The 26,948-nt window shown below is 74.5% G+C and carries 18 protein-coding genes; 14 read left to right on the top strand and 4 right to left on the bottom strand.

Annotated elements, in window-relative coordinates:
* Nucleotides 1-43 precede the first annotated feature (43 nt).
* Entirely contained in the window at nt 44-2,779 is a 2,736-nt protein-coding gene (locus ACFXPX_RS35725; protein ID WP_380644531.1) for a flippase-like domain-containing protein, read from the bottom strand.
* 134 nt (nt 2,780-2,913) lie between these two features.
* Here ACFXPX_RS35725 and ACFXPX_RS35720 point away from each other — a divergent pair, with 134 nt between their 5' ends.
* The 4 genes from ACFXPX_RS35720 (at nt 2,914) to ACFXPX_RS35705 (ending at nt 11,426) form a co-directional block, all read left to right on the top strand.
* Complete coding sequence (locus tag ACFXPX_RS35720) at nt 2,914-3,291, top strand: MGMT family protein (RefSeq protein ID WP_375884839.1); 378 nt, start codon at nt 2,914-2,916, stop codon at nt 3,289-3,291.
* An 84-nt stretch (nt 3,292-3,375) separates the two neighbouring features.
* On the top strand, nt 3,376-6,756 hold the full coding sequence (locus ACFXPX_RS35715; RefSeq protein ID WP_380644530.1) for an ATP-dependent helicase: 3,381 nt from the start codon (nt 3,376-3,378) through the stop codon (nt 6,754-6,756).
* A 69-nt stretch (nt 6,757-6,825) separates the two neighbouring features.
* The gene (locus ACFXPX_RS35710) at nt 6,826-10,047 is read left to right on the top strand and encodes a UvrD-helicase domain-containing protein (RefSeq protein WP_380525894.1); all 3,222 of its coding nucleotides are present in this window, start codon (nt 6,826-6,828) and stop codon (nt 10,045-10,047) included.
* A 194-nt stretch (nt 10,048-10,241) separates the two neighbouring features.
* Nucleotides 10,242-11,426, top strand: coding sequence for a PP2C family protein-serine/threonine phosphatase (locus ACFXPX_RS35705; RefSeq protein ID WP_380593845.1), 1,185 nt, complete (start codon nt 10,242-10,244; stop codon nt 11,424-11,426).
* A 10-nt stretch (nt 11,427-11,436) separates the two neighbouring features.
* Here the strand turns inward: ACFXPX_RS35705 and ACFXPX_RS35700 are convergent, their stop codons facing one another.
* The gene (locus ACFXPX_RS35700) at nt 11,437-12,420 is read right to left on the bottom strand and encodes an endonuclease/exonuclease/phosphatase family protein (protein WP_375884847.1); all 984 of its coding nucleotides are present in this window, start codon (nt 12,418-12,420) and stop codon (nt 11,437-11,439) included.
* 67 nt (nt 12,421-12,487) lie between these two features.
* On the opposite strand from ACFXPX_RS35700, the gene ACFXPX_RS35695 reads away from it, so the two are divergent.
* The 6 genes from ACFXPX_RS35695 to ACFXPX_RS35670 all read left to right on the top strand — a co-directional run bounded on the left by ACFXPX_RS35695 (nt 12,488) and on the right by ACFXPX_RS35670 (nt 20,627).
* Entirely contained in the window at nt 12,488-13,117 is a 630-nt protein-coding gene (locus tag ACFXPX_RS35695) for a PadR family transcriptional regulator (protein WP_375884850.1), read from the top strand.
* A gap of 114 nt (nt 13,118-13,231) precedes the next feature.
* Complete coding sequence (locus ACFXPX_RS35690; protein WP_380525890.1) at nt 13,232-14,011, top strand: ABC transporter ATP-binding protein; 780 nt, start codon at nt 13,232-13,234, stop codon at nt 14,009-14,011.
* Nucleotides 14,008-16,872, top strand: coding sequence for an FtsX-like permease family protein (locus ACFXPX_RS35685; RefSeq protein WP_380593847.1), 2,865 nt, complete (start codon nt 14,008-14,010; stop codon nt 16,870-16,872). The genes ACFXPX_RS35690 and ACFXPX_RS35685 overlap by 4 nt, the downstream gene beginning before the upstream one ends.
* A gap of 190 nt (nt 16,873-17,062) precedes the next feature.
* Nucleotides 17,063-18,466: a dipeptidase gene (locus ACFXPX_RS35680; protein WP_380525887.1), complete on the top strand. Its 1,404-nt coding sequence runs from the start codon at nt 17,063-17,065 to the stop codon at nt 18,464-18,466.
* Nucleotides 18,467-18,535: 69 nt separating this feature from the next.
* Nucleotides 18,536-19,477 (top strand): NAD(+) diphosphatase, encoded by a 942-nt coding sequence (gene nudC, locus ACFXPX_RS35675; RefSeq protein WP_375884860.1) that lies wholly within the window; start codon nt 18,536-18,538, stop codon nt 19,475-19,477.
* Between the two features lie 310 nt (nt 19,478-19,787).
* The gene (locus tag ACFXPX_RS35670) at nt 19,788-20,627 is read left to right on the top strand and encodes a GntR family transcriptional regulator (protein ID WP_375884861.1); all 840 of its coding nucleotides are present in this window, start codon (nt 19,788-19,790) and stop codon (nt 20,625-20,627) included.
* A 79-nt stretch (nt 20,628-20,706) separates the two neighbouring features.
* Here the strand turns inward: ACFXPX_RS35670 and ACFXPX_RS35665 are convergent, their stop codons facing one another.
* Nucleotides 20,707-20,964: a mycoredoxin gene (locus ACFXPX_RS35665; RefSeq protein WP_375884862.1), complete on the bottom strand. Its 258-nt coding sequence runs from the start codon at nt 20,962-20,964 to the stop codon at nt 20,707-20,709.
* A gap of 163 nt (nt 20,965-21,127) precedes the next feature.
* Here ACFXPX_RS35665 and ACFXPX_RS35660 point away from each other — a divergent pair, with 163 nt between their 5' ends.
* The 4 genes from ACFXPX_RS35660 to ACFXPX_RS35645 all read left to right on the top strand — a co-directional run bounded on the left by ACFXPX_RS35660 (nt 21,128) and on the right by ACFXPX_RS35645 (nt 25,097).
* On the top strand, nt 21,128-23,395 hold the full coding sequence (locus tag ACFXPX_RS35660) for an ATP-dependent DNA helicase UvrD2 (RefSeq protein ID WP_380644529.1): 2,268 nt from the start codon (nt 21,128-21,130) through the stop codon (nt 23,393-23,395).
* Nucleotides 23,396-23,703: 308 nt separating this feature from the next.
* Complete coding sequence (locus tag ACFXPX_RS35655) at nt 23,704-24,162, top strand: hypothetical protein (protein ID WP_380525883.1); 459 nt, start codon at nt 23,704-23,706, stop codon at nt 24,160-24,162.
* 168 nt (nt 24,163-24,330) lie between these two features.
* A complete protein-coding gene (locus ACFXPX_RS35650) occupies nt 24,331-24,699 on the top strand; it encodes a WhiB family transcriptional regulator (RefSeq protein WP_375884869.1) in 369 nt (122 codons plus the stop codon).
* Complete coding sequence (locus ACFXPX_RS35645) at nt 24,696-25,097, top strand: hypothetical protein (protein WP_360244644.1); 402 nt, start codon at nt 24,696-24,698, stop codon at nt 25,095-25,097. Before ACFXPX_RS35650 ends, ACFXPX_RS35645 begins: the two co-directional genes overlap by 4 nt.
* 124 nt (nt 25,098-25,221) lie before the next feature.
* Here the strand turns inward: ACFXPX_RS35645 and ACFXPX_RS35640 are convergent, their stop codons facing one another.
* The gene (locus tag ACFXPX_RS35640; protein WP_380525881.1) at nt 25,222-26,676 is read right to left on the bottom strand and encodes an ABC1 kinase family protein; all 1,455 of its coding nucleotides are present in this window, start codon (nt 26,674-26,676) and stop codon (nt 25,222-25,224) included.
* Between the last annotated feature and the right edge of the window lie 272 nt (nt 26,677-26,948).

Raw genomic sequence — 26,948 nt, 5'->3', positions numbered from 1 at the left:
CCGCTCGGCGGTGGGGCCCCTGACGCGTCCGCGGGCGCCCCGCTCAGAGCGCGTGCCGGCGCTGCAGCACGTTGTAGGCGATCCAGCCCGGCAGCACCGGCAGCCAGAAGGTGAGCGCCCGGAAGAGGAACACCGCCGGGGTGGCGACCGCGGGGGAGACGTCCGCGACGGTCAGGGCGCCGATCAGGGCCACCTCGACCGGGCCGATGCCGCCCGGGGTGGGGATCGCCGAGCCGGCCGCGTTGGCGGTCAGGAAGACCACCGCGACGGCCGAGAAGCTGACGTCGCCGCCGAAGGCCTGCACCGAGAAGTCCAGGCAGGCGGTGAAGGACAGGGTCAGCAGCAGGATGCCGCCGAAGCCGGTGATCAGCTTGCTGGGCGTCTGCATCAGGTCGAGCATCCGCGGCACCACGCCGAAGAACAGCGAGCGCAGCCGGCCCAGCACGAAGCGGCGCAGCGGCGCCACCGCGGCCACCACCAGGGCGAGCACGGCGGCGGTCAGCACCCCGATGATCACCGCCCGGGAGGCGGAGAGGTCGCCGTTGGTCTGGCTGCCGGTGATCAGGCCGAAGCTGAACAGCAGCAGCAGGTGCCCGGCCAGGCCCGCCAGCTGGGAGGCGCCGACCGAGGCGACCGCCTGGCCCGGGCGGATCCCGGCCTTCTGCAGGTAGCGGGTGTTGAGCGCGATGCCGCCGATCGCGGCGGGGGCGACCAGCTTCACGAAGGAGCCGGCCAGCTGGGCCGCGACGGTGCGCCGGAACGGCAGCCGCTCGGGGACGAAGCCGGTCAGGCTCATCGCGGCGGCGACGTAGCTGAACGCGGCCGCCAGCAGGGCCGCCGCCGCCCACGCCCAGTTCATCTGGGAGAGCTTGAGCTGGGCCGGCTTGATGGTGGTCAGCGCCAGGTAGGCGGCGAAGGTGAGCGCGATCACCATGATCAGGCTCTTCGGCTTGAGCCGCTCCAGCTTGGCGGGCTCCATCGGCGCCTCGGGGGCGATCTGCAGGATCTGGCCGCGGATGCGGCTGAGCAGGTCCTCGCCGGCCGCCGCGATGTCCTCCTCGGCCTGTTCCTGGGTGCGCTCGCCGGCCGCGACCTGCTCCAGGGCCCTGGCCCGGGCGGCGGTCTTGCGCTCCTTGGTGAGCTTGGCGAGGTCGACCCGGGTGGAGCGGCTCATCCCGACCGGCTGGAGCAGCGGCAGGGCCTGGGCGACCCGGTCCGCGCCGAGCACCGCGTTGGCGGTGGCGACGGCCCGCTCGGGGCCGATCCGCAGCGCGAAGGTGGTGAGCAGCTGGGCGACGTCGATGCGCAGGGTCAGGTCGGTGGCGGCGATGTCGCCGCCGGACAGGTTGACCAGGCAGGCCGTCTCGTCGTCGACGACCAGCAGCGACTCGCCGGTCAGCCGGCGGTGGGCGATCCGGCGCTCGTGCAGGGCCGCCACCGACTGCCACAGCGAGGCCATCACCCGGTCGGTGACCTCCGCGTCGGCGAGCTCCTCCAGGGTGCGGCCCTCGACGTTCTCGTACACCAGGATCGCGGCGTCCGGGCCCAGCTCGGAGGTGGCCACCAGCTGCGGAGCGCGGGCGCCCGAGGCGGCCGCCGCGTACGCGATCAGGGCCTCCTGCTCCAGCGCCTGGCGCAGCGACTGGGGGCTGCGGCGCACCGCCACCGAGCGCAGCCGCAGCCGGCGCCAGGCCCGGTAGAAGAAGCCGGAGGCCTGCTGCTCGCGGTCGATGATGTGGACGTCCAGCGGCGGGCCGTCCTGCTGGGTGACGTAGTAGCGGCGGGTGCCGCCGGGGGCGTCCGGGGCGCGGTGGGCGCCGTCCGGGGTGAAGCCGACCTTGCGCAGGCCGATCATCAGGTGCTGGCCGGTGGGCCGGATGTTGGGGGAGCCGATCGCGTACAGCGTGCCGTAGGCGACGGACCAGCCGATCAGCACGGTGAGCATCAGCGACAGCGGGGTGGTGTAGCCGCCGAGCAGCTCGGTGACCCCGCTGAAGACCACCACCACCCACAGCGCCACCCGCCAGCGCGGTCGGCTCGACATGCCGACGGCGGTCATGTAGGCGATCACCGGGGCGAGGTAGCCGTGCACCGGGTCGGTGAGGCTGCCGTTGCTGTCCAGCGGCAGCCGGGTCAGCGCCGTGCGGATGTGCTCGGAGGCGCCCTCGGCCACCCACCAGTCGATGCCCAGCGAGACGCCGTACGCGAGCACCGAGGCGAGCACGCCGTCGGCGACCCGCAGGCCGTCGCGTTTGATCAGCCGCTCGACCGCGAAGGCCAGCGGCACGGCGAGCACCGCGACGCTGGAGACCAGGCCGGTGATGGTGGACAGCACCGCGGAGAAGTGCGGCGCGTTGGTGGCGATGTCCTGCTCGATGCCGGTGGTCGTCGAGGTGGCGATGCCGGCCAGGACGAAGACGGCGACTATCCCGAAGACCCCGGCCAGGAAGCGGATCAGGTCGGACGGGCGGTGCGCGCGGGCGGCGAGCAGCGGCTCGTCGACGTCCAGGTGCGGGGCGTCGTCCAGCGGGTCGTGGTACTCGGTCCGCGCGGCCGGGGCGGGGACGGGCGCGGCGGGCGCGGGTGCGGGCGGCTCCGCCGGGGCCCCGGGGGCCTTCTCGGGCGTGGGGGTCTTGATCGTCAGGTCCTTGATCAGGGAGACTTCCGGGGTCGGCCCGCTCCCGGGCCGCCCTTCGGACTCGTCACCGGGCGCCGGGGGCACGACGGATCCGGACTCGTCGGAGTCCTTGTCCACGCCCACGTCAGCCGTCCCGGTCATCTGGTCTTGTCCTCGTATCACCACTCACCGCCCCGAAGATGGTGGCATGCCCCGGCCCCCCGTGCTGGACAGGGGCCGGATCGGGCGCGGCGGGTCGTTCGTACGGGGCCGCGCGCGCGTCCCCATGAGGAAGAATGCCGCAGGTGACGGACGTAACAGACGACGGCGTCCCGGACGCCCTACCACCGTTCGCCGAACTGGTGCTCGACCTGACCGAGCGGATTCCACCCGGCCGGGTGATGACCTACGGCGACGTCGCCGAGTACCTCGGCCAGGGCGGCCCCCGGCAGGTCGGCCGGGTGATGGCCCTGTACGGCGGCTCGGTGCCCTGGTGGCGGGTGATCCGCGCGGACGGCCGCCTGCTGCCCGGCCACGAGCACCGCGCCCTCGCCCACTACGGCGAGGAGGGCACCCCGCTGCGCCCACTCGCCGACCCGCCCCGGGTCGACCTCGGGCAGGCCCGCTGGGACGGCGGGGAGACTTCACCGAATCCCGAGCGCGGACGGGATTGACGGGGCAGGATCGTAGGCTCGATGCGGGCGGGCCCGCGCGGCCCGCCCCGGCCATGACTCTCCGTACAACCCCAGGACCCGTTCGTGAGTTCGCCCTACCGGCTCGTGCGCAACCCGCTCGTCCAGCCCGACCCGCCCGTGCTGGACGCCTACCAGCGCGCCGTGGTCGAGCACACCGGCGGCCCGCTGCTCGTCCTCGCCGGACCGGGCACGGGCAAGACCACCACCCTGGTCGAGGCGGTCGCCCGGCGGATCCAGGACGGCACCGACCCCGAGAAGATCCTCGTCCTCACCTTCAGCCGCAAGGCCGCCGTCGAACTGCGCGACCGGATGTCCGGCCGGCTCGGCTCCACCGCCGCCACCCCGCAGGCCACCACCTTCCACTCCTTCTGCTACGCCCTGCTGCGCGCCCACCAGGACCCGGAGGACTACGCCGAACCACTGCGGCTGCTCTCCGGCCCCGAACAGGACGTCATGGTCCGCGAACTGCTGGCCGGCGGCGCCGAGGACGCCAGCGACGGCCGCGGCCGGATCGCCTGGCCGCTCGACCTGCGCGCCTGCCTGACCACCCGCGGCTTCGCCGACGAAGTCCGCGCCGTACTCGCCCGCAGCCGCGAACTCGGCCTCGGCGAGGCCGAACTCGAACGCTTCGCCCAGGGCGTCCAGCGCCCCGACTGGGCCGCCGCCGCGCACTTCCTCGCCGACTACCTCGACGTGCTCGACCTGCGCGGCGTCCTCGACTACGCCGAACTCGTCCACCGCGCCGTCCTGCTCGCCGAACGCCCCGAGATCGGCGAGGAACTGCGCCGCCGCTACGACGTCGTCCTCGTCGACGAGTACCAGGACACCGACCCCTCCCAGGTCCGGCTGCTGCGCCGGCTCGCCGGCGGCGGCCGCGACCTGATCGCCGTCGGCGACCCCGACCAGTCGATCTACGCCTTCCGCGGCGCCGACATCAACGGCATCCTCGACTTCCCCCAGGCCTTCCGCCGCCCCGACGGCACCCCCGCCGAGGTCAAGGTGCTGCGGGTCTCCCGCCGCTCCGGCGCCCTGCTGCTCGCCGCCTCCCGCGAACTCGCCCGCCGGATGCCGATGGGCCGGCTGCCCGCCGACAAACTCGCCCAGCACCGCGCCCTGCTGCCCTCCCGCGAGGGCGGCCGGGTCGAGGTGTACACCTACCCCACCCCCGGCGCCGAACTCGACTCGATCGCCGACCTGCTGCGCCGCGCCCACCTGGAGGACGGCGTGCCCTGGGGCGAGATGGCCGTCCTGGTCCGGGCCGGCGCCCGCTCCATCCCCGGCGTACGGCGGGCCCTCGGCGCGGCCGGCGTCCCGCTGGAGATCGACGGCGACGACCTGCCGCTGCGCGAGGAACCCGCCGTCGCCCAGCTGCTGCTCGCCCTGCGGGTCTGCGCCGAGCAGGCCGCCCGCGACAAGCGGGCCCTCCTCGACACCCCCGGCCCGCACACCCCCGACCCGCTCACCGAGGAGCTGGCCCACACCCTGCTCACCGGCCCGCTCGGCGGCCTCGACGGCTCCGACCTGCGCCGCCTCGGCCGCGCCCTGCGCGAGGAGGAACGCGCCGCCCTGCGCGCCGCCGCGCGCGCCGACGGCGGTCCCGACGGCGGCTCCGACGGCCGTCCCGACGGCGTCCCCGCCGCCCCGCGTCCGGCCGGCGAACTGATCCGCGAGGCCCTCGCCGAACCCGAGCGGCTGATCGCCCTCGACCCGGCCACCGCCCGCCGCGCCCGCGACCTCGGCACCCTGCTGCGCAAGGTCCGCGAACTGCTGGCCGGCGGCTGCACCGCCGAGGACGCCCTGTGGGAGCTGTGGGACGGCAGCCGCCGCTGGCGCGAACGCCTGGAGCGCGCCGCCCTGCGCGGCGGCGCCGCCGGCCGCAACGCCGACCGCGACCTGGACGCGCTGTGCGCCCTGTTCGAGACCGCCGCCCGCGCCGAGGAGCAGGTCACCGGCCACCGCAGCGCCCTCGACCTGCTCGCCGAACTCGAAGCCCAGGACATCGCCGCCGACACCCTCACCGTCCGCACCGTCCGCCCCGAGGCGGTGCGGCTGATGACCGCCCACCGCTCCAAGGGCCTGGAGTGGCGCCTGGTCGTGGTCGCCGGCGTCCAGGACGGCCTCTGGCCCGACCTGCGCCGCCGCGGCTCCCTCCTGGAGGCCGACCGGATCGGCCGCGACGGCCTCGCCGAACCGCTCTCCCCGGCCGCCCTGCTCGGCGAGGAGCGCCGGCTCTTCTACGTCGCCGCCACCCGCGCCAAGGAACGGCTGATCGTCACCGCCGTCAAGGCGCCCGCCGACGACGGCGACGAACCCTCCCGCTTCCTGCGCGAGCTCTACCGCGAGGACGTCGACCCCCGGACCGGCAAGGTGGTGCGCCGCACCCCGCCGGTCACCGTCGAGGACGTCACCCACCGCCCGCGCCGCCCGCTCTCGGTGGCCGCCCTGGTCGCCGAACTGCGCGCCGTCACCGTCGACCCCGCCCGCTCGCCCGAACTGCGCCGCGCCGCCGCCGAACGCCTCGCCACCCTGGCCGCCGCCACCGACGAGGACGGGCTGCCGCTGGTGCCCGCCGCCCACCCCGACCGCTGGTGGGGCCTGGACGACGCCACCACCGCCCCCGAGCCGCTGCGCAGCGCCGACGCGCCCGTCCGGCTGTCCGGCAGCGGCCTGGAACAGCTGGAGAACTGCTCGCTGCAGTGGTTCCTCGACAAGGAGGTCAAGGCCCGCGCCCCCGGCACCGCCGCCCAGGGCTTCGGCAACGTGGTGCACGCCCTCGCCGACGAGGTCGGCTCCGGCCGCACCCCCGCCGACCTCTCCGTCCTGATGGCCCGCCTGGACACCGTCTGGGACGCCCTCGCCTTCGACGCCCCCTGGAAGTCCCAGCAGGAGAAGGGCGAGGCCCGCACCGCCCTGGAGCGCTTCCTCAACTGGCACGTCCTGGAGCGCGGCCGCGACCTGGTCGCCACCGAGCACGGCTTCGACGTCACCCTCGACGTCGGCGGCGTCTCGGTGCGCATCCGCGGCTCGATGGACCGGGTCGAGAAGGACCACGCCGGACGCGCCTACGTGGTCGACTTCAAGACCGGCAAGCAGATCCCCACCGACAAGTCGCTGCCCGAGCACAAGCAGCTCGCCGTCTACCAGCTGGCCGTCCGGGCCGGCGCCCTCAACGAGCTGCCCGGCTTCACCGAGCACCCCCCGGCCACCGGCGGCGCGGAACTCGTCCACCTGCGCGAGGCCGCCGCCAAGGCCGACCCGGACGCCCCCAAGGTGCAGCGGCAGGAGCCGCCCGAGGGCGAGCCGTGGATCGAGAACCTGCTCGCCGAGGCCGCCGGCAAGGTCCTCGCCGAACGCTTCGTCCCGCAGACCGGCGGCGGCTGCGACCGCTGCTCCTTCCGCCGCAGCTGCTCCGCCCAGCGCGACGGCGCCCAGCTGGTCGAGTAGCCGGTCGAGTAGCCGGGGTCACGTTCGCCGGGTGTCCGGAGTGTCGTCGGTGCCCGTTACGGTTGCGGGGTGACCGCCGTGCTCAGCCATCCCGACCAGCTCAAGGAGCTGCTGGGCATCCCGTTCAACCGGGAACAGATGGCGGCCATCGGCGCCCCCCTCGCCCCGGCCGTGATCGTGGCCGGCGCCGGCTCCGGCAAGACCACCGTGATGGCCGCCCGGGTCGTCTGGCTGGTCGGCTCCGGCGCCGTCCGGCCCGAGGAGGTGCTCGGCCTCACCTTCACCAACAAGGCCGCCGGCGAACTCGCCGAACGCGTCCGCACCGCCCTGCTCCGGGCCGGCGTCGCCGACCGGGACGAGGGCGAGCCGCTCGGCGAACCCGAGATCTCCACCTACCACGCCTTCGCCGGCCGCCTGCTCAAGGAGCACGGCCTGCGGATCGGCATCGAGCCGGACGTGCGGCTGCTCGCCGACGCGACCCGCTTCCAGCTCGCCGCCAAGGTGCTGCGCACCGCCCGCGGCCCCTTCCCCGCCCTCACCGGCACCTTCGCCAACCTGGTCGCCGACCTCACCGCCCTGGACGGCGAACTCGCCGAGCACCTGGTCGAGCCCGCCGCCCTGCGCGCCCACGACGAGCAGCTGCTCGACACCCTCGCCACCGTCAAGCTCGGCAACGACGACCTGCGGGCCGTCCCCGTCACCGCCCGCGCCCGGCTGGAACTGCTGCGCCTGGTCGAGGAGTACCGCCGCCGCAAGCGGGGCGCCGGGCTGATGGACTTCGGCGACCAGATAGCCGCCGCCGCCCGCCTCGCCCAGCAGCGCCCCGAGGTCGGCGAACTGCTCCGCGGCCAGTACCGGGTCGTCCTGCTGGACGAGTACCAGGACACCTCCGTCGCCCAGCGCCTGATGCTCGCCGGCCTGTTCGGCGCGGGCCCCGAGCACACCGGGGGCGGCCACCCGGTGACCGCCGTCGGCGACCCCTGCCAGGCCATCTACGGCTGGCGCGGCGCCTCCGTCGCCAACCTCGACGACTTCCCCCGGCACTTCCCGAAGGCCGACGGCCGCCCCGCCGACCGCTACGCGCTCAGCGAGAACCGCCGCAGCGGCGGCCGGCTGCTCGCCTTCGCCAACGAGCTCGCCGCCCCGCTGCGCGCCCTGCACGAGGGCGTCGAGGCGCTGCGCCCGGCACCCGGCGCCGAACAGGACGGCTACGTGCGGGCCGCGCTGCTGCCCACCCACGCCGAGGAGGTCGACTGGCTCGCCGACTCGATCGCCCACCTGGTGCGCACCGGCACCGCGCCCGGCCGGATCGCCGTGCTCTGCCGGGGCGGCGCGGCCTTCCCCGACATCCACGCCGCGCTCGTCGCCCGCGAGGTCCCGGTCGAGGTGGTGGGACTCGGCGGGCTGCTGCAACTGCCCGAGGTGGCCGACCTGGTGGCGGTCTGCGAGGTGCTCCAGGACCCGACCGCCAACGCCGCCCTGGTGCGCCTGCTGATCGGCCCGCGCTGGCGGATCGGCCCGCGCGACCTCGCCCTGCTCGGCCGCCGGGCCGCCGAACTGGTGCGCACCGAGCGGCCCGAGGGCGTGGAGGCGCTGGCCGCGGCCGTCGCCGAGGCCGACCCCACCGAGGTGGTCTCGCTGGCCGACGCGGTCGAGACCTTCCTCTCTCCCGGCGGGGAGGGCGACCAGCCCGACGACCTGCCGTTCTCCGCCGAGGCCAGGGTGCGCTTCGCCCGGCTCGCCGCCGAACTGCGCGAGCTGCGCCGCTCGCTGGCCGACCCGCTGATGGACGTGCTGCACCGGGTGCTGACCGTCACCGGCCTGGAGGTCGAGCTGTCCGCCTCCCCGCAGGCGCTGGCCGCCCGCCGGCGGGAGACCCTGCACGCCTTCCTGGACGTCGCCGCCTCCTTCGCCGACCTGGACGGCGACCCGGGCCTGGCCGCCTTCCTCGGCTTCCTGCGCGCCGCCCAGGAGCACGACCGCGGCCTGGACAGCAGCCTGCCCGGCGGCGAGGACACCGTGAAGGTGCTCACCGCGCACAAGTCCAAGGGCCTGGAGTGGGACGTGGTGGCCGTCCCCGGCCTGGTGAAGGGCGCGTTCCCGTCCGGCAGCCCGCGCGAACGCTGGACCAGCACCAAGCGCGTGCTCCCGCACGCCCTGCGCGGCGACCGCGCGACCCTGCCCGACGTGCGCGGCGGCTGGACGTCCAAGTCGATGGCCGCGTTCAAGAAGGAGCTGGCCGAGCACTCCGGCACCGAGGAACTGCGCCTGGGCTACGTCGCGTTCACCCGCCCCCGCGCCCTGCTGCTGGCCTCCGGGCACTGGTGGGGGCCCAGCCAGAAGACCGTCCGCGGCCCGTCCGCCTTCCTGGAGCAGCTGCGCGCCCACTGCGAGCGGCCCGGCGCCGGCGAGGTCGAGCACTGGGCCGAGCAGCCGGAGAAGGACGCCCGGAACCCGGCGCTGGCCGACGCCGTCGAGCGCCCCTGGCCGCTGCCGCTGGACCCGGCCGCCCAGCACGCCCGCCGCCGGGTCGCCGAGGTGGTGCGCACCCGCCTGGCCGGAGGGCCCGCGGGGGAGGCGGAACCCATGGCCGTCGAGGACCAGCGCCAGGTCGCCTCCTGGGACCGCGACCTGACCGCGCTGCTGGGCGAGTTGGAGCGCTCCCGGCGCACCGCCCGCGAGGTCCCGCTGCCGCCCGCGCTGTCCGCCACCCAGCTGCTGCGCCTGGCCGCCGACCCGGACGGCTTCGCGCACGAGCTGGCCCGGCCGATGCCGCGCCCCCCGCAGCCCGCCGCCCGGCGCGGCACCCGCTTCCACGCCTGGGTGCAGTCCCGGATCGAGCCGCTGCTGCTGATCGAGCCCGGCGCGCTGCCCGGCGCCGACGACGACGGCATCGAGGACGAGCGGGACCTGGAGCAGCTCAAGGAGGCGTTCCTGCGCACCCCGTACGCCCGGCGCCGGCCGTACCGGGTGGAGGCCCCGTTCCACCTGGTGCTCGCGGGGCGGGTGGTGCGCGGCCGGATCGACGCGGTCTACCGGGACGGTGACGGGGTGTCGGAATCCAGTGGTGCGTCACGCTACGAAGTGGTGGACTGGAAGACCCACCGGGAGGAGACCGCCGACCCGCTGCAGCTCGCCGTCTACCGGCTGGCCTGGGCGGAGCAGGCGGGCGTTGATCCCGAGCAGGTCACGGCGTCGTTCCTGTACGTCCGCAGCGGACGGATCGTACGTCCGGAGCGACTTCCCGACCGAAAAGAGTTGGAACGGCTCCTGATCGGGAACAGTGACTAATGAGTCACGCAGAGCACCCGAGTCATCGCGCCGACGTCCGAAACCTGTGCGTCGTGCACGTTTCGCGCCTATTGTGGGGTCGGTAACCGGTCAACCCCCGTACTCCGGCCGCCGGCGAGGCCCGCATTCCCTAACCCTCAGTCATCGCCGCAGGTGCCCACGGGCATCGGCGTCTTCTGCTGGAGAGACCGAAGTTGAGCGCGACCGGATGGATCAGAGAGCGGTTCACCGGGCCGACCCCGGGACCCGCACCGGGCACGACCGGCACCTGGCCGAGGACGGCGCTCGCGCTGCCCCTCCTCGGCATGGCGCTGATCGTCGCCCTCGACTACCTCAGCGGCACCGAGGTGACGGTCGAACCCGCCCTCACCGCCGTACCCGCGCTGGCCGCCGTGGTCAGCCGCCGCACCTGGTACCCGCTCGTCATCGGCCTGGGCACCGAGGCGGCGGCCTTCCTGATGGCCCTGCGCAGCGACGCGCTCGGCGAGTCCGTGCACGCCGCCAGCGTCATCGCGATCCTGCTGGTCGCCACGATCGGCTGGGTCAGCGCCACCCTGCGACTGCGCCAGGAACGCGCCCTGGCCGACGCCCAGTTGGTCGCCTCGATCGCCCGCCGGGTGCTGCTGCGGCCCGTCCCCGAACGGGTCGGCAGCGTGCGCGCCGCCGTCCACTACGAGGCCGCCGCCGCCCACGCCCGGATCGGCGGCGACCTGTACGAGGTCGTCAACACCCGGCACGGGGTGCGGGCCGTGGTCGGCGACGTCCGCGGCAAGGGCCTCGGCGCGGTCGAGACCGCCGCCGCCGTCCTCGGCGCCTTCCGCGAGGCCGCCCACCAGGAGCCCGCCCTCGACCGGGTGGCCGGCTGGCTGGCCGTCAGCCTCGACCGCGCCCTGCACGAGAACGACCACCCCGGCGTGGAGGAGGAGTTCGTCACCCTGGTCCTGATCGGGGTCGGACCGGACGGCACCGCCGAACTCGTCAACTGCGGCCACCCCGCGCCGCTGCTGCTCCGCGGCGGCCTGGTCCACCCGCTCGAACTCGCCGAGACCGTACCGCCGTTGGGCGTGCTCGACCCGGCCGATGTCCGCCCCCCGGTGCACCGGGTACCGCTGCTGGCCGGCGACCGGGTGCTGCTGTTCACCGACGGGATGATCGAGGCCCGCGACCGCTCCGGCACCTTCTACCCGCTCGCCGAGCGCTTCCCGCGCTGCGCCGACGGCCACCCCGCGGACGTCCTGCAGCGCCTGCACGAGGACGTGGTGCGCCACGTCGGGCGCCAGCTCGGCGACGACGCGGCCATGCTGCTCCTGCAGTACGACCCGACCCCGCCCGCCCTCGCCCACCTGCCCCAGCAGGCCGGCCTCCTGATCAAGCGGTAGCCGGAACGCCCTACAGCGACACCCGGACCAGCAGCGGCCGGTGGTCCGACACCCCGGCGTGCGGCGCCGCCGCCGGACCCACCACGGCCCGCGGTACGCCGACCGCCAGCACGTGGTCGAACTGCACCGCCGGCCGGTGCGCCGGGTAGGTCGGCGTGCGCGCCAGGTCGTACCAGCCCTGCAGCCGGGCCCGCGGCTCGCGCACCCGCCGCCGGCGCGCGGTGCCCAGCCCGGCGCCCAGCGCCGGCCGGGCCCGGCGGGCCGCCCGCAGCTCCCGCACCCGTGCCCGCGGTGCGGTGCGCTCCAGCGCCGTCGCCCCGCCCAGCACCGTGCGCGGCACCGCGCCGATCAGGTTGAAGTCCCCCAGCACCAGGTACGGCTGCGGCAGGTCGGCGATCCAGCGCCGGATCCCGGCCAGCTGCGCCATGTTCCAGCCCGGCACGAAGGACAGGTGCGCGGCCACCACCGTGAACGGGCCGCGCTCGCCCTCCAGCACGGCCGCCAGCGCGGCCCGGGGCTCGTCCGGCACCGGGGTCAGCCCGCGCCGCCCGGCCACCCGCAGCGGCAGTCCGAACGGTGCCGGGGCGAACCGGCGGGCCCGCCAGTGCCGCACCGGCAGCCTGGTCAGCAGCGCCGTGCCGTACGAGGGCGGGGCGCCGTCGCCGACCTCGGCCGGTCCGTACACCCGCAGCCCGGCGGGCCCGGACGGCTCCGGCACCCAGCCGGCCACCGGCGCCGGGCGCCCGTGCAGCGCGGCGGCGAAGCGCCAGTCGCCGGCGCCCATCGCGGCGGCCGCCACCGCCGCCTGGTCGGTGCCGCCCGAGCGCGCCTGGTGCCGGTCCACCTCCTGGAGGGCCAGGACGTCGGCGTCCAGTGCGGCCACCGCCTGCGCCAACGGGGCGCCCGCGTCGGCCGGGTAGGGCAACGGGGTGCCGTCCGGGGCGAGGGGCTGGCCGTGCAACAGGTTGAAGGTGGCGATGCGCAACTGGCTCACACCGCACGACGGTACCGGAGGGGGCGCGGCTTGAGGCCGCAGGGCATACCGGGTATACATACTGAGTATGTCCATCCGCCACGGTCTGCTCGCCCTGCTCGACCAGGGCCCCCGCTACGGCTACCAACTGCGCACCGAGTTCGAGGCGCGCACCGGCGCCACCTGGCCGCTCAACGTCGGGCAGGTCTACACCACCCTGTCCCGCCTGGAACGCGACGGCCTGGTCGAGGCCGCCGGGGAGGACGAGGAGGGCCACCAGTTCTACGCCGTCACCGACGCCGGCCGCGCCGAACTGCGGGCCTGGTTCGACACCCCGGTGCCCCGCACCAGCCCCCCGCGCGACGAACTGGCCATCAAGCTCGCGATGGCCGTGACCGTCCCCGGGGTGGACGTCTCCGCCGTCGTCCAGGGCCAGCGCCGGCACAGCATCAAGGCCCTCCAGGACTACACCCGGCTCAAGGGCCGCGCCCTCGCGGGCGAGACCAGACCCGGCGCCGTCCCCTCCGAGAGCAACGAACTCGCCTGGCTGCTCGTCCTCGACCAGCTGATCTTCCAGACCGAGGCCGAGATCCGCTGGCTCGACCACTGCGAGACCAGGCTCGCCCAGCAGGCCGAACTCCGGCAGGCCAAGGCCGCCGAAGCCGCCCGCGACGGCGCCGCGAAACCCAAGCGGCTCGGCCGCCGCACCCGCGCCTGAGACGCACCCGCAAGCCGTACCCGCGCCCGAGCGGCGCCCGGCCACCCGACACCCGGCCGGCGCCCCGGCGGCGCCCCACCCGTACCCAGCCGTACCCAGCACAAGGGGGGAACCGTGTCCCACACCCAACAGCCCCGGCCGACACCGGTGCTGCACCTGGAGAACGTCACCCGCGTCCACGGCCAGGGCGCCGCCGAGGTCCAGGCCCTGCGCGGCGTCGACCTCAAGGTCCACCCCGGCGAGTTCGTCGCCGTCATGGGCCCCTCCGGCTCCGGCAAGTCCACCCTGCTCACCCTGGCCGGCGGCCTCGACAGCCCGACCACCGGCCAGGTCCTGGTCGAGGGCGTCTCCCTCGGCGGGCTCACCCGCAAGAAGCTCGCCCAGGTCCGCCGCCGCTCCATCGGCTACGTCTTCCAGGACTACAACCTGATACCGGCCCTCACCGCCGCCGAGAACATCTCGCTGCCGCGCGAACTCGACGGCGTCTCCGCCCGCGCCGCCCGCCGCGAAGCCCTCGCCGCCCTGGAGGAGCTCGGCATCCCCGAACTCGCCGACCGCTTCCCCGACGACATGTCCGGCGGCCAGCAGCAGCGCGTCGCCATCGCCCGCGCCCTGATCGGCGACCGCCGCCTCGTCCTCGCCGACGAACCCACCGGCGCCCTCGACTCCACCACCGGCGAAGCCGTCCTCGCCGTGCTGCGCGCCCGCTGCGACGCCGGCGCCGCCGCCATGATGGTCACCCACGAGGCCCGGCACGCCGCCTGGGCCGACCGCGTCGTCTTCCTGCGCGACGGCCGCATGGTCGACGAGTCCGTCAGCCAGGACGCCGCCAGCCTGCTCGTCAGCGCCGCCGCCAACAGCCAGGCCGCCGGCAGCAAGCAGGTGGACGAGTGAAGCCCAGCGCCTGGCGGCTCGCCCTGCGCATCGCCCGCCGCGACGCCCTGCGCGCCAAGGGCCGCAGCGCCCTGGTCGTCGCCATGGTCGCGCTGCCCGTCCTCGGCGTCACCGGCGCCGACGTGTTCTTCCGCAGCGCCACCCTCGAACCCTCCGAACGCGTCGTGCGCACCATGGGCCGCGCCGACGCCCACCTGGAGATGCCCGACCGCGGCGCCTCCATCCTGCAGGCCCCCGACCCGGGCGACCAGTCCTACCGCGTCCTCAGCCCCAAGTACGAGACCAAGGACGGCGCCGCCCCCCAGTACACCCCCGCCCAGCAGCGCGCCCGCGACACCGAACCCGCCCGGCTCGCCCAGCAGTTGCTGCCGCCCGGCAGCACCCTGGTGCCGCACGTCGAAGGCCCGCAGACCGCCGCCAGCAGCACCGAGGGCCTGCTCACCACCCGCACCGGCGAGGCCGACCTGACCGACCCGGTCTGGCGCGGCCTGGTCGACGTGGTCGAGGGCAGCGCCCCCGTGAACGACCAACAGGCCGCCGTCACCCGCGAGTTCCTCAACCGCTCCGGCCTGCGGATCGGCGACCGCACCACCGTCCGCGGCCTGGAGTCCAGCCCCTTCACCATCACCGCCGTCGTCGAGTACCCCGGCGACCTCAAGAGCACCGAGATCCTCGCCCGCCCCGGCACCCTGGTCGGCAAGCTCCCGAACGCCAACCCGAACATGGGCTCCGACTCCAACCCCGTCGACCGCTGGCTGGTCAAGCTCCCGGCCGGCGCCGTCCTCGACTGGGCCAAGGTCACCGAACTCAACGGCTACGGCTTCCTCGTGGCCTCCCGCACCGTCGTGCTCGACCCGCCCCCGCGCGCCCAGGTGCCCTACTACACCGAGCTGGACCGGATCCGCGGCGCCAGCGGCACCGCCCTGCTCGACCGCACCTCCGTCGTCATCCTCGGCACCGTCGTCGGCATGGCCCTGCTGGAGATCGTCCTCCTCGCGGGCCCCGCCTTCGCCGTCGGGGCCCGACGCTCGCGCCGGCAGCTCGGGCTGCTCGCGGCCGCGGGCGGTGACCGCGCCAACGTCCGCGCGGTCGTCCTCGGCGGCGGCATCGTCCTCGGCCTCACCGGCGCCGCCGTCGGCCTCGGCCTCGGCATCGGCCTGGTCGCCCTGCTGCGCACCCAGGCCGAGGAGTACTCCGGCGCCCGCTTCGGCCACTTCAACCTCCAGCCGCTCGACCTGCTCGGCGTCCTCCTGGTCGGCCTGGTCACCGGACTGCTCGCCGCCATCGTGCCCGCCGTCCAGGCCTCCCGGCAGGACGTCGTCTCCGCGCTCACCGGCCGCGACTCGCTCAAGCCCCCCAGCCGCAAACTGGCCCTGCTCGGCCTGCTGATGCTCGCCGGCGGCGCCGCCCTCGCCCTGGTCGGCGCGACCAGCGGCTTCTCCAGCCGCACCCTCGCCGTCCTCGGCGGCTCGCTCATCGCCGAACTCGGCATGGTCGCCCTCACCCCGTACCTGGTCGGCCTGTTCGGCAAGCTCGGCCGCTGGCTCTCGCTCGGCCCCCGGCTCGCCCTGCGCGACTCCGTCCGCCACCGCGGCCGCACCGCACCCGCCGTCGCCGCCGTGATGGCCGCCGTCGCCGGCTCCGTCGCCGTCAACGTCTTCCTCGCCAGCTACGACGAGCAGTACCGCCGCGAGTACGCCGCCGCCGGCCCGGCCGGCGCCGTCATCCTCAACAGCGGCTTCGGCAACACCACCGAGGCCAAGCTGCTCCCGCAGATGCGCGACACCGTGGAACGCTCCATCCCCGGCCTCGGCCCGCGCGCCGACGTCTCCCACGTCGACCTCAAGGGCGACTGCCAGTCCGGCTCCTACTGCGGCTACATCCAGGTCATGCCGCCCAAGGAGCGACGCTGCCCGGTCTTCGACCGCGACAGCCCGGCCGGACCGGACGAGATCAAGCGGGTGATGAACACCGACCCGCGCTGCCAGATCCACGAACGCGGCGGCAGCCAGTACGGCGACCTCGCCGCCGGCGACGCCACCCTGCTGCGCAACCTCTACGGCGTCACCGACCCGGCGGCCGTTCAGGCCCTCGCCGCCGGCAAGGCCGTGGTCTTCGACCCGCGCTACTACAAGGACGGCAAGGTCGCCCTGCGGTACACCGAACCGGTCGCCGCGAGCGCCGACGGCTCCGCCCCCAAGCCCAAGGAGACCGAGACCGAGGTCGACGCCGTCCTCGCCCCCTCCGTACTGCCGGCCCCCGGCCAGATCGTCATCACCCCGGACACCGCCACCCGCCTCGGTTTCAGCACCAGGCCGGCCGGCTCGGTCTGGCTCCCCGCGGCCGCACCCTCCGACGGCGACCAGCAGAAGGCCGACGGCGCACTCGCCAAGCTCACCGACCGCACCGTGCTCGACGTCGAACGCGGCTACCAGTCCAAGGCCGGACTCGTCGGCCTCGGCCTGGCCGGCTTCGCCGCCCTCGTCGCCCTCGGCGCCGCCGGCATCGCCACCGGACTGGCCGCCGCCGACTCCCAGCGCGACCTGACCACCCTCGCAGCGGTCGGCGCCGAACCGCGCATCCGGCGCACGCTGTCCGGCTTCCAGTGCGGAGTGATCGCTGCCATGGGCACCCTGCTCGGCGTCATCAGCGGCGTCGTCCCGGCCGTCGCCCTGCGCAAGGTCCAGGGACTCGCGGCCGGCTACCCCGGGATCAGCCCGGAGGAGCTCGCCAACAAGGGGGCCGTGGTCTTCCCCTGGGCCACCATCGGCACCACCGTCGTGGTGCTGCCGCTGCTCGCGGCCGGCCTGGCCGCGCTGCTCACCCGCTCGCGGATCTCGCTGCTGCGCCGCACCGGCTGAGGCCCGCCGCCCGGGTGGGGCCGCGCCCGGTCGAGGCCGCCCCGATCGCCGCGCCCGGCCCCGGCCGCCCCCGACCGCCACCCCCGTCGCCCCTCCCGGCGGCGGGGGTGACGGAGGTTACAGGCCCGACGGCGTCCGGCACCCGGAGGGCCGGGGCGGGCACCCGCACGGGCGAACTACAGTCGTCGGTATGACGAGTACCCCGGACAGCGCCGTCCGCTCCTACATCGACCAGCACCAGGCCGCCTTCCTCGCCGACCTCTCCGAGTGGCTGGCGATCCCCTCCGTCTCCGCCGACCCGGAGCGCGCCGGCGACGTGCGCCGCTCCGCGGACTGGCTGGCCGCTAAGCTGCGCGGGACCGGCTTCCCGGTGGCCGAGGTGTGGGAGACCGACGGGCTGCCGGCCGTGTTCGCCGAGTGGCCGTCCGGGGACCCGTCCGCGCCGACCGTCCTGGTCTACGGGCACCACGACGTGCAGCCCGCGGCGAAGGAGGACGGCTGGGACACCGAGCCGTTCACCCCGACCGTGGTCGGCAACCGGCTGTACGCGCGCGGCGCCGCCGACGACAAGGGCCAGGTGTTCTTCCACACCCTGGGCGTGCGCGCCCACCTGGCCGCCACCGGCCGCACCGCGCCGGCCGTCAACCTCAAGCTGCTGATCGAGGGCGAGGAGGAGTCCGGCTCGCCGCACTTCGCCGACCTGGTCCGGCGCGAGGCCGGCCGGCTGGCCGCCGACGTGGTGGTCATCTCCGACACCGGGATGTGGTCCGAGACCACCCCGACCGTCTGCACCGGCATGCGCGGCCTCGCCGACGCCCAGCTCGACCTGTACGGCCCGGACACCGACATCCACTCCGGCTCCTTCGGCGGCGCCGTGCCCAACCCGGCCGAGGTCGCGGCCGAGCTGACCGCCGCCCTGCACGACGCCGACCGGAAGGTCGCGATCCCGGGCTTCTACGACGGGGTCGTCGAGCTGACCGAGCGAGAGCGCGAGCTGTTCGCCGAACTGCCCTTCGACGAGGCGCAGTGGCTGCGCGTCGCCAAGTCGTACGGCACCCGCGGCGAGGCCGGGTACTCCACCCTGGAGCGGGTCTGGGCCCGGCCCACCGCCGAGGTCAACGGCATCTGGGGCGGCTACACCGGCCCCGGCGGCAAGACCATCGTGCCGTCCTCGGCGCACCTCAAGCTGTCCTTCCGGCTGGTCGCCGGGCAGGAGGTGGAGAAGGTCCGCGAGGCCGTCCGGTCCTGGGTCGCCGAGCAGGTCCCCGAGGGCATCCGGTACGAGCTGGTCTTCCCCGGCGCGACCCGGCCCTGCCTGACCCCGCTGGACCACCCGGCGCTGCAGTCCACCGTCCGCGCGATGGGCCGCGCCTTCGGGCAGAAGATCCTCTTCACCCGCGAGGGCGGCTCCGGCCCCGCCGCCGACCTCCAGGACGTGCTGGGCGCACCGGTGCTGTTCCTCGGCATCTCGGTGCCCTCGGACGGCTGGCACTCGGTCAACGAGAAGGTCGAGCTGGACCTGCTGGCCAAGGGCGTCGAGACCGCCGCCTACCTGTGGGGCGACCTGGCCGAGAACTTCCGGCCCGGCGCGTGAGCCGCCGCGCCCGCGGAACAGCAGTCAGATCACTCATCCGGATGATTCACCACGTGGGGATGGAACGACGTGAGCACCGAGCCTGAGACCGAGCGCCCGCGAGCCCTGGCCCTGGCCAGGGCCGGGGTGGAGCGGGCCGCCGAGCACCGGTTCGACGAGCCCTGGCTGGCCGCGGCCTGGAGCCACCCCGCCACCCGGGTGCTGCCGATCGCCGGCGGCGAGGCCTTCGTCGTGGACACCGCCGAGGGCACCGAACTCGTCCTGCTGCCCTCCTTCGAGGCGCCGCAGACCGGGGACCGCTACTTCCTCGGCACCGACCGGGACGGCGTCTCGTACTTCGCGCTGGCCGGCGAGAGCCTGCCCGGCCGGCTGGACGGCGACGCCCGCCCCGCCGGGCTGCGCGAGGTCGGCGCGATGCTGTCCGACCGGGACTCCGGGCTGCTGGTGCACGCCGTCGCCCTGGAGCACTGGCACCGGCTGCACAGCTTCTGCTCGCGCTGCGGCCACCCCACCGAGAAGGCGGGCGCCGGGCACGTGCGGCGCTGCACCTCCTGCGCGGCCGAGCACTACCCGCGCACCGACCCGGCGGTGATCATGGTGATCACCGACGAGCAGGACCGCTGCCTGCTCGGCCGCCAGGCGCTCTGGCCGGAGGGCCGCTGGTCCACGCTGGCCGGGTTCGTCGAGCCGGGGGAGTCGATCGAGCAGGCGGTCGCCCGCGAGGTGCACGAGGAGGCGGGGGTGCGGGTCGGCGAGGTCCGCTACGTCGCCAGCCAGCCCTGGCCGTTCCCGTCCAGTCTGATGCTCGGCTTCACCGGCAAGGCGCTGCCCGGCGGCACCGAGATCACCGTGGACGGCGAGGAACTGGCCGAGGCGCGCTGGTTCTCCCGCGAGGAACTGCGGGCCGGGATGGAGGCCGGGGAGATCCTGCCGCCCTCCGGCATCTCGATCGCCCGCCACCTGGTCGAGCTCTGGTACGGCGAGCCGCTGCCCTCGGCGGCGCGCTGGTAGTCCCGGTATTCGGCCGTCCGGTCGTCCGGTTGTCCCGTCATCCGGCTATCCCGTCGTCCGGTCATCGGGCGATCCGGTCATCCGGTACGGATTTCCGGGACGCCCGAGGAGAAGGGGGCGCGTGGCTCTTGCCGCGCGCCCCCTATTTCCTTTTCGAGCTCTTCCCGAACCCGCCACGATCGTCTGTTCGTAACCGGACGGGCCAGTTCTGCTACCGCGGGGCACTCCGGCGCCCCCACCGTCAACCCGCGCGGACGACATTGCCGGAAACGGCTGAAACCGCGTCACCGCGCTCGCTACATTCACTCGGGTGACAATCCCCCGGGGCTCCGCCCAATCCCCCAAATACCAGCGCCTCGCCGCCGACCTGCGCCGCCGGATCGCCGAAGGCGAGTTCACCGCCGCCGCCGCCCTCCCGGTCGAGAGCGAACTGGAACGCCAGTACGGCGTCGCCCGCAACACCGTCCGCCTCGCCGTCGACGTCCTGGTCAACGAAGGCCGGCTGGTCCGCCTCCAGGGCAAGGGCACCTACCTGCGCGAACACCCCGTGCTCGACCACCGCGCCTACGGCCCCACCCTGACCCCCGCACCGCGCGACTGCCTCGCCGCCCCCTCCACCGTCTACCTCGGCGAGGCCGCCGAAGCCGGGCGCGAACTCAGCACCGACTTCGAGATGATGATCGTCCGGGCCCGCGTCGACATCGCCGAACGCCTCGGACTGCGCCCCGGCGAGGCCATCGTCGTCCGCCGCCAGCTGCGCCTGCTCGACCGCGAGCCGTACTCCATCGAGGAGAGCCACTACCGGGCCGGACTCGCCGCCGGCACCCCGCTGATGGAACCCGACCCCGTCGAAGGCGGCGACGAAGCCGTCCTCGCCACCCTCGGCCGCACCGAGATCGGCGCCGTCGACCACCTCGTCGCCCGGATGCCCGGCCCCGAGGAGGCCCAGTGGTTCCAGGGCGGCCCCGGCGTCCCGCTGATGGTCCAGACCCGCGTCACCTACGACCGGCGCGGCCCCGTCCGGGTCATCGAGACCCGCTACTCCGCCGACCGCAGCCGACTCGTCTACGGCATCGGCGACCTCGGCGCGCGCACCAGCCTGCCCGCCCCCGCCGCCCCCGTCGACCCCGCCCGGGCCGACGCGCAGTGACGCGCGCCGACCCCGGCGGACCCGGCGACCCAGAGTGGACCGGGGCGGATCCCGGCGGACCCGGGCGGACCGTGGCGGGTCAGGCCGCGAGGGCCTTCTTGACCTGGATCAGGCTCGGGTTCGTCATCACGACCTGCTCCCCGCCGCCCACCGGCTGCACCAGCACCGTCGGCACCGTCTGGTTGCCGCCGTTCACCGACTCGACGAACGTCGCCGACGCCGGGTCCTCCTCGATGTTGATCTCGGTGTAGCCGATGCCCTCGCGGTCCAGCTGGCTCTTGAGCCGGTTGCAGTAACCACACCAGGTCGTGCTGTACATCGTCACGCTGCCGGACATCGAGGGGGCTCCTTCGAAAGAGGGGTTCGTACGTTCTGACAGCCGCAACGTCCACCGGGTGGCAGTCATTCCGGCCCCAGGACGCACGGAGCAGAGCGATCATCCTGCGATCGCACCGGGCCTGTGGACAACCCCGCCCCCGTTGTCCCAGCGGGCTGAGAGGATGGAACGCATGCAGGAAGACCTCTTGAGCGGCAGCCCCTACGACGGCCCCCACGGCTCCCCCTGGGCCGACCCCGGCACCGCCACGGGCCCCGACGCCGTCCTCGCCGGGCTCGACCCCGAACAGCGCGCCGTCGCCACCGCCCTGCACGGCCCCGTCTGCGTCCTCGCCGGCGCCGGCACCGGCAAGACCCGCGCCATCACCCACCGGATCGCCTACGGCGTGCGCAGCGGCGTCTACCAGCCCCAGCAGGTCCTCGCCGTCACCTTCACCGCCCGCGCCGCCGGCGAGATGCGCGGCCGACTGCGCCAGCTCGGCGCCGACGGCGTCCAGGCCCGCACCTTCCACGCCGCCGCCCTGCGCCAGCTCCAGTACTTCTGGCCCCGCGCCGTCGGCGGCCCGGTGCCCCAGCTGCTCGAACGCAAGGTCCAGCTCGTCGCCGAGGCCGCCGGCCGCTGCGGACTGCGCGTCCAGCGCACCGAACTGCGCGACCTCACCGCCGAGATCGAATGGGCCAAGGTCACCCAGACCGCCCCCGAGGACTACCCCGCCGCCGTCGCCAAGTCCGGCCGCGAAGCCCCCCGCGACCCGGCCGAGACCGCCCAGGTCTACCGCGTCTACGAGGAGACCAAGACCCGCCGCGGCAACATCGACTTCGAGGACGTCCTGCTCCTCACCGCCGCCATCCTGGAGGACCGGCCCGACATCGCCGACCAGGTCCGCAGCCAGTACCGGCACTTCACCGTCGACGAGTACCAGGACGTCTCCCCGCTCCAGCAGCGCCTGCTCGACCGGTGGACCGGCGACGGCGGCGGCGCCAGCCTGTGCGTCGTCGGCGACGCCAGCCAGACCATCTACTCCTTCACCGGCGCCACCCCCGACTACCTGCTCAACTTCCGCGGCCGCCACCCCGAGGCCACCGTCGTCAAACTCGTCCGCGACTACCGCTCCACCCCCCAGGTCGTCCACCTCGCCAACGGACTGCTCTCCCAGGCCCGCGGCGAGGCCGCCCGCCACCGCCTCGAACTCGTCTCCCAGCGCGAGGCCGGCCCCGAACCCGTCTACACCGAGTACGAGGACGAACCCACCGAGGCCGAGACCACCGCCCGCCGGATCAAGGACCTCATCGCCGCCGGCGTGCGCGCCAGCGAGATCGCCGTCCTGTTCCGCACCAACGGCCAGTCCGAGGTCTACGAGCAGGCCCTCGCCGACCTCGGCGTCCCGTACCAGCTCAAGGGCGCCGAACGCTTCTTCGAGCGCCCCGAGGTCCGCGACGCCGGCGTCCTGCTGCGCGGCGCCGCCCGCGCCGCCGCCGACCCCCTCACCGCCGGCGCCCCCGACCTGGCCGGCCAGGTCCGCGCCGTCCTCGCCAGCCGCGGCTTCACCCCCGAACCGCCCGCCGGCTCCGGCGCCGTCCGCGACCGCTGGGAGTCCCTCGCCGCCCTCGTCCGGCTCGCCGAGGAGTTCGAGCGCACCCGCACCGCCGAAGGCCTGGACACCGACCTCGCCGCCTACGTCGCCGAACTCGACGCCCGCGCCGCCGCCCAGCACGCCCCGGCCGTCGAAGGCGTCACCCTCGCCTCCCTGCACGCCGCCAAGGGCCTCGAATGGGACGCCGTCTTCCTCGTCGGCCTCACCGAGGGCACCCTGCCGATCATCTACGCCAAGACCGACGAACAGATCGAGGAGGAACGCCGCCTCCTCTACGTCGGCGTCACCCGCGCCCGCAAGCACCTCAGCCTCTCCTGGGCCCTCTCCCGCTCCCCGGGCGGCCGTGCCTCCCGCAAGCCCAGCCGCTTCATGGACGGGCTGCGCCCCGGCTCCACCGCCCCGGGCGCGCGCACCGGCGCGCGGGGCGGGCGGGGGGGCGTCGAGCCCGGCGAGCGCTCCGCCGCCCGGCGGGTCCGCGGCCCGGTCAAGTGCCGGGTCTGCGACAAGGCGCTCACCGACGCCGTCGAACGCAAGCTGCGCCGCTGCGAGGACTGCCCGTCCACGATGGACGAGGCGCTCTACGAACGCCTGCGCGACTGGCGGGCCGCGCAGGCCAAGGGGCAGGGCGTCCCGGCGTACGTGGTGTTCACCGACGCGACGCTGATGGCGATCGCCGAGGACGTGCCCGCGAACCGGCAGGAACTGGCCCTGATCTCGGGGGTCGGCGCCATGAAGCTGGACAAGTACGGGGCCGCCGTGCTCTCGTTGTGTGCGGGGGAGGAGCCCGAGGAGGATTCGGACGGCGTCGAGGACGACGGTCCGGTCGATCCGGCGTGAGCCGGCACGGGCGCGGTCCAGGGGACTGCTCGGGGGACTTCGCAACCGCCGCGGAACGTCGCGCGGACCGCGCCGTCGATGGCGCCGCGTGAACTCGCGTGAAAAATAGTTTGCGCGGCATACCGGGAGCGCAATAGCCTGCCGGAGCGGTCAAGGGGACGCGGTCGCACGGGGTGAGACCTGTGCCGATTCCCCACGCCACACAGCTTCACCCGCTTCACGCTTCACCAGCTTCACCGAGACAGACATCCGAACATTCGGAGCCAGGGAAACCAGGCTCCGCGAGACGCCGAGAGGAGGCGAAGACAGTGGGAAACATCATGATCACCAAAATGACTGGCCAGACCGTTGTCGCTGCCTCCCTGCGTGCCGCCCGTCTGCGGGCGCTCGCCGAGCTCGGTGGAACCGGTCTGGGTCTCGACACCACCGGTGTCTCCGTCGCCTCCGCTGTCAGTGGTCTTGGACACACTGATCTGTGCCCCACGGGCGGCAGGAGTGTCGAAGGCATCGTCGTCGAGACCGGTCTGTCCCGTGGCTGGGCGCAGGTCGGCACGTCGCGCCCCGAGTGCGACCAGCGACCGCTCCAGGCACCGAAGTCAGTCGTAATCGCCGCGATGCATGGCGACTATGCGCAGGCCGTCGGTGCCGGAAACGCCCAGAAGCAGAACGAGCAGCAGATCAACCAGGCCAAGGCCGCCTTTATCGGCGCCGAGGCCGTCCGGATGCGGGCCTTCCGCGGGCCTGAACCCTGGAGAGAACGAACCTGAGTCAGCCTCAGGTCGGCACCTCCAGGGCCGCGGAACCCGTCACACCGGGATCCGCGGCCCTTCTGTTTTGTCCGGTACGCAAGACCACCCAGGCCCTCCGGGGCCTCCGGCCCAGCACCACCAGTTCCCTGGGCCGGAACCACTGAGAAGACGAGGAAGACGCCCACAGTGTCCACGGTCATCACGCCGCCCATCCCGTCCGTACCGCCGACAAGCCAGATCACCAAGGCCGACCAGGCCGACCCTCCGGAGGTTCCGTTCATGCAGCTCAACTCGATCGAGCAGGCCGAGGCGCTCGGTTTCCCCATCCCCTGCCGCGCCTTCGACCCCGAGGTCTTCTTCGCCGAGACGCCCGCCGACGTCGAGTACGCGAAGTCCCTCTGCGGCACCTGCCCGGTGAAGGAGGCCTGCCTCGCGGGCGCCCTGGAGCGGCGCGAGCCGTGGGGCGTCTGGGGCGGCGAACTGTTCGTCCAGGGTGTCGTCGTGGCCCGCAAGCGGCCGCGTGGGCGTCCGCGCAAGACCGAGGTCATGGCGTGAACCCCGCCCACGACGCCAGGGCAGTCCGCCGGGGAGAGCAGCCCCCGCTGGACAGCGCCCTCCGCCGGTCCGTACGGATCGCCGCCGCCAAGGCCGACGCAGCAGCCCGCACCGTCCCATTTCCGAGCACGCACCACGAGCAGGACCACCACATGACCCCCGCCGCCATCGATCCGACCGTCCGCGCTGAGCAGACCACCGAACTTCAGATCCAGAACAGGACCCTCGAAATGCAACTCCTGCATGAATCCCTGGCCCGTGCCCATATGCAAGACAGGCTCCACGAGGCCGAGGAACAACGCCTCGTCAGCCGGGTCGTCCGGGCCCGCAAGCTCCGGCAGCGGGCCGAGCGGGCCTCGCTGCGCGCCCGCAAGGCGCTCGCCGTCGCGCTGATGTAGCGCCGGCACAGGCGGTTCGCCGCCGATCCGATTGACCCCCGTCGTGCCGCAGGCCGCCCCCCGTAACGGGGAGCGGCCTGCGGCCGTTGTGCTTGTGCGCGGCGCCCGCCCTCGGGGGGTCGGCTCAGTCGCGGGCGGGCTTGGCGGCCTTGGGCGGCTTCGCGGACTTGGTGGGCTTGCCGGGCGGGGCGGACGCGGTGCGCTTCGCGTGCTCGGCCGGGCCGCCCGCCCCGGCGGGCTTCGCGGGGCGCTCACCGGAGAACTCGGGCAGCCACTCCAGCATCTCGGCGCGGAACGGCGCCTTGGCGCCCAGCTGGCACAGCACCCCGATGGTGCTCAGCGTCACCCGGTGGATCAGCAGGTACGAGGGCGGCAGGTTCAGCTGCTTGCCCAGGTTGTAGGCGGGCGAGCGCGGATCGGCGATCCGGGCCGCCTGGGCCCGCATCCAGACCCGGGTGAAGTGGAAGCTGTCCACCGCCGCCGGCTCGATGATCGGCAGCAGGTAGTCCAGCACCGCGTCCGGGTCCAGCTCGATCGAGGGCTTCACGAAGCCCTCCTCGCGCAGCATCGTCAGCACGCCCGCCGCGTCGCCGTCCAGGGCCATCCGCAGCGAGGCCCCGATCGGCGCGGGCAGCCCGCCCGGCACACGGTCCACGGTGCCGAAGTCCAGCACGCCCAGCCGCCAGCCCCCGATCGGGCCGTCGTCCTTCAACAGCCGGAAATTGCCCGGGTGCGGGTCCGCGTGCAGCAGCCCCGTCCGTGACGGGCCCGCGAACAGGAACCGGGCCAGCAGCTGCCCGGCGCGGTCGCGCTCCTCCTGGGTGCCGTTCGCGATCACCTCGGACAGCGGAGTGCCATCCATCCACTCGGTGATCAGCACCTGGTCGGCCTGCGCCACCACGACCGGCACCACGATGTCCGGGTCACCCGCGAACTCCTCGGCGTGCCGACGCTGGGCCTGGGCCTCCAGCTCGTAGTCCAGCTCCTCCGAGACGCGCTCGCGCAGCTCGGTGATCAGCGGCTTGATGTCCAGCCCGGGGATCAGCGGGCCGAGCAGCCAGGCCACCCGGGACAGCTGGGAAAGATCGGCGAGCAGGGCCTCGCCCGCACCCGGGTACTGCACCTTGACGGCGACCCGTCTGCCGTCGTGCCAGACCGCGCGGTGCACCTGGCCGATCGAGGCGGCCGCCGCCGGACGGTCGTCGAACTCCAGGAACAGCTCGCGCCAGCCCTCCCCGAGCCGCTCGGCCAGGGCGGTGTGCACCTTGGCGGCGGGCATCGGGGGAGCGGCGTCCTGCAGCTTGGTGAGCGCCGCCCGGTACGGACCGGCGACCTCCTCGGGCAGCGCGGCCTCGAAGACGGACAGCACCTGCCCGAACTTCATCGCCCCGCCCTTGAGCTCGCCCAGCACCTTGAACAGCTGGTCGGCGGTGGCCTGCTGGAGCTCGGCCGTCACCACCTCGGCGGACCGGCCGCCGATGCGCCTGCCCAGTCCGAGCGTGGCGCGACCGGCTATGCCCAGCGGCAGGGCGGCGAGCCGTGCCGTTCGGGTCACTGCCTTGCGCGGAAGATCGCTCACCCGGGCCTCCAATCCCCTGGCCCCCCGACGCCGGACGGGCCACCGTCACTAGGCCATTGTGCCCGGTTCGCGGGCTGGGTCCGGTGGTATTTCGTGGGGGGCTTTCGGGGCTTCGCTCCGTCGACACTCCGGGGGCCCGCCCCCTCCCCCCCGCCCCCCACCCTCCTCCTCCCACCTCACCCGCCGCCCGCCCACCCCTCCACATCGCGCGCTCACCCCGTCCCTCGGAACAGCGGCTCCCGCTCTCACCCGGCCCGCGCCCTGCCCCAGGC

It is taken from the genome of Kitasatospora sp. NPDC059146, from assembly GCF_042786665.1.
GTDB lineage: Bacteria > Actinomycetota > Actinomycetes > Streptomycetales > Streptomycetaceae > Kitasatospora.
This window is presented reverse-complemented; position numbering and strand designations above follow the sequence as displayed.

Excerpts from the sequence above, each read along its gene's own strand:
- ACFXPX_RS35680 (WP_380525887.1), top strand. The coding sequence starts at position 17,063 with ATGACGAGTACCCCGGACAGCGCCGTCCGCTCCTACATCGACCAGCAC.
- ACFXPX_RS35720 (WP_375884839.1), top strand. The coding sequence starts at position 2,914 with ATGCCGCAGGTGACGGACGTAACAGACGACGGCGTCCCGGACGCCCTA.
- ACFXPX_RS35660 (WP_380644529.1), top strand. The coding sequence starts at position 21,128 with ATGGAACGCATGCAGGAAGACCTCTTGAGCGGCAGCCCCTACGACGGC.
- ACFXPX_RS35695 (WP_375884850.1), top strand. The coding sequence starts at position 12,488 with ATGTCCATCCGCCACGGTCTGCTCGCCCTGCTCGACCAGGGCCCCCGC.
- ACFXPX_RS35665 (WP_375884862.1), bottom strand. The coding sequence starts at position 20,964 with ATGTCCGGCAGCGTGACGATGTACAGCACGACCTGGTGTGGTTACTGC.
- ACFXPX_RS35725 (WP_380644531.1), bottom strand. The coding sequence starts at position 2,779 with ATGACCGGGACGGCTGACGTGGGCGTGGACAAGGACTCCGACGAGTCC.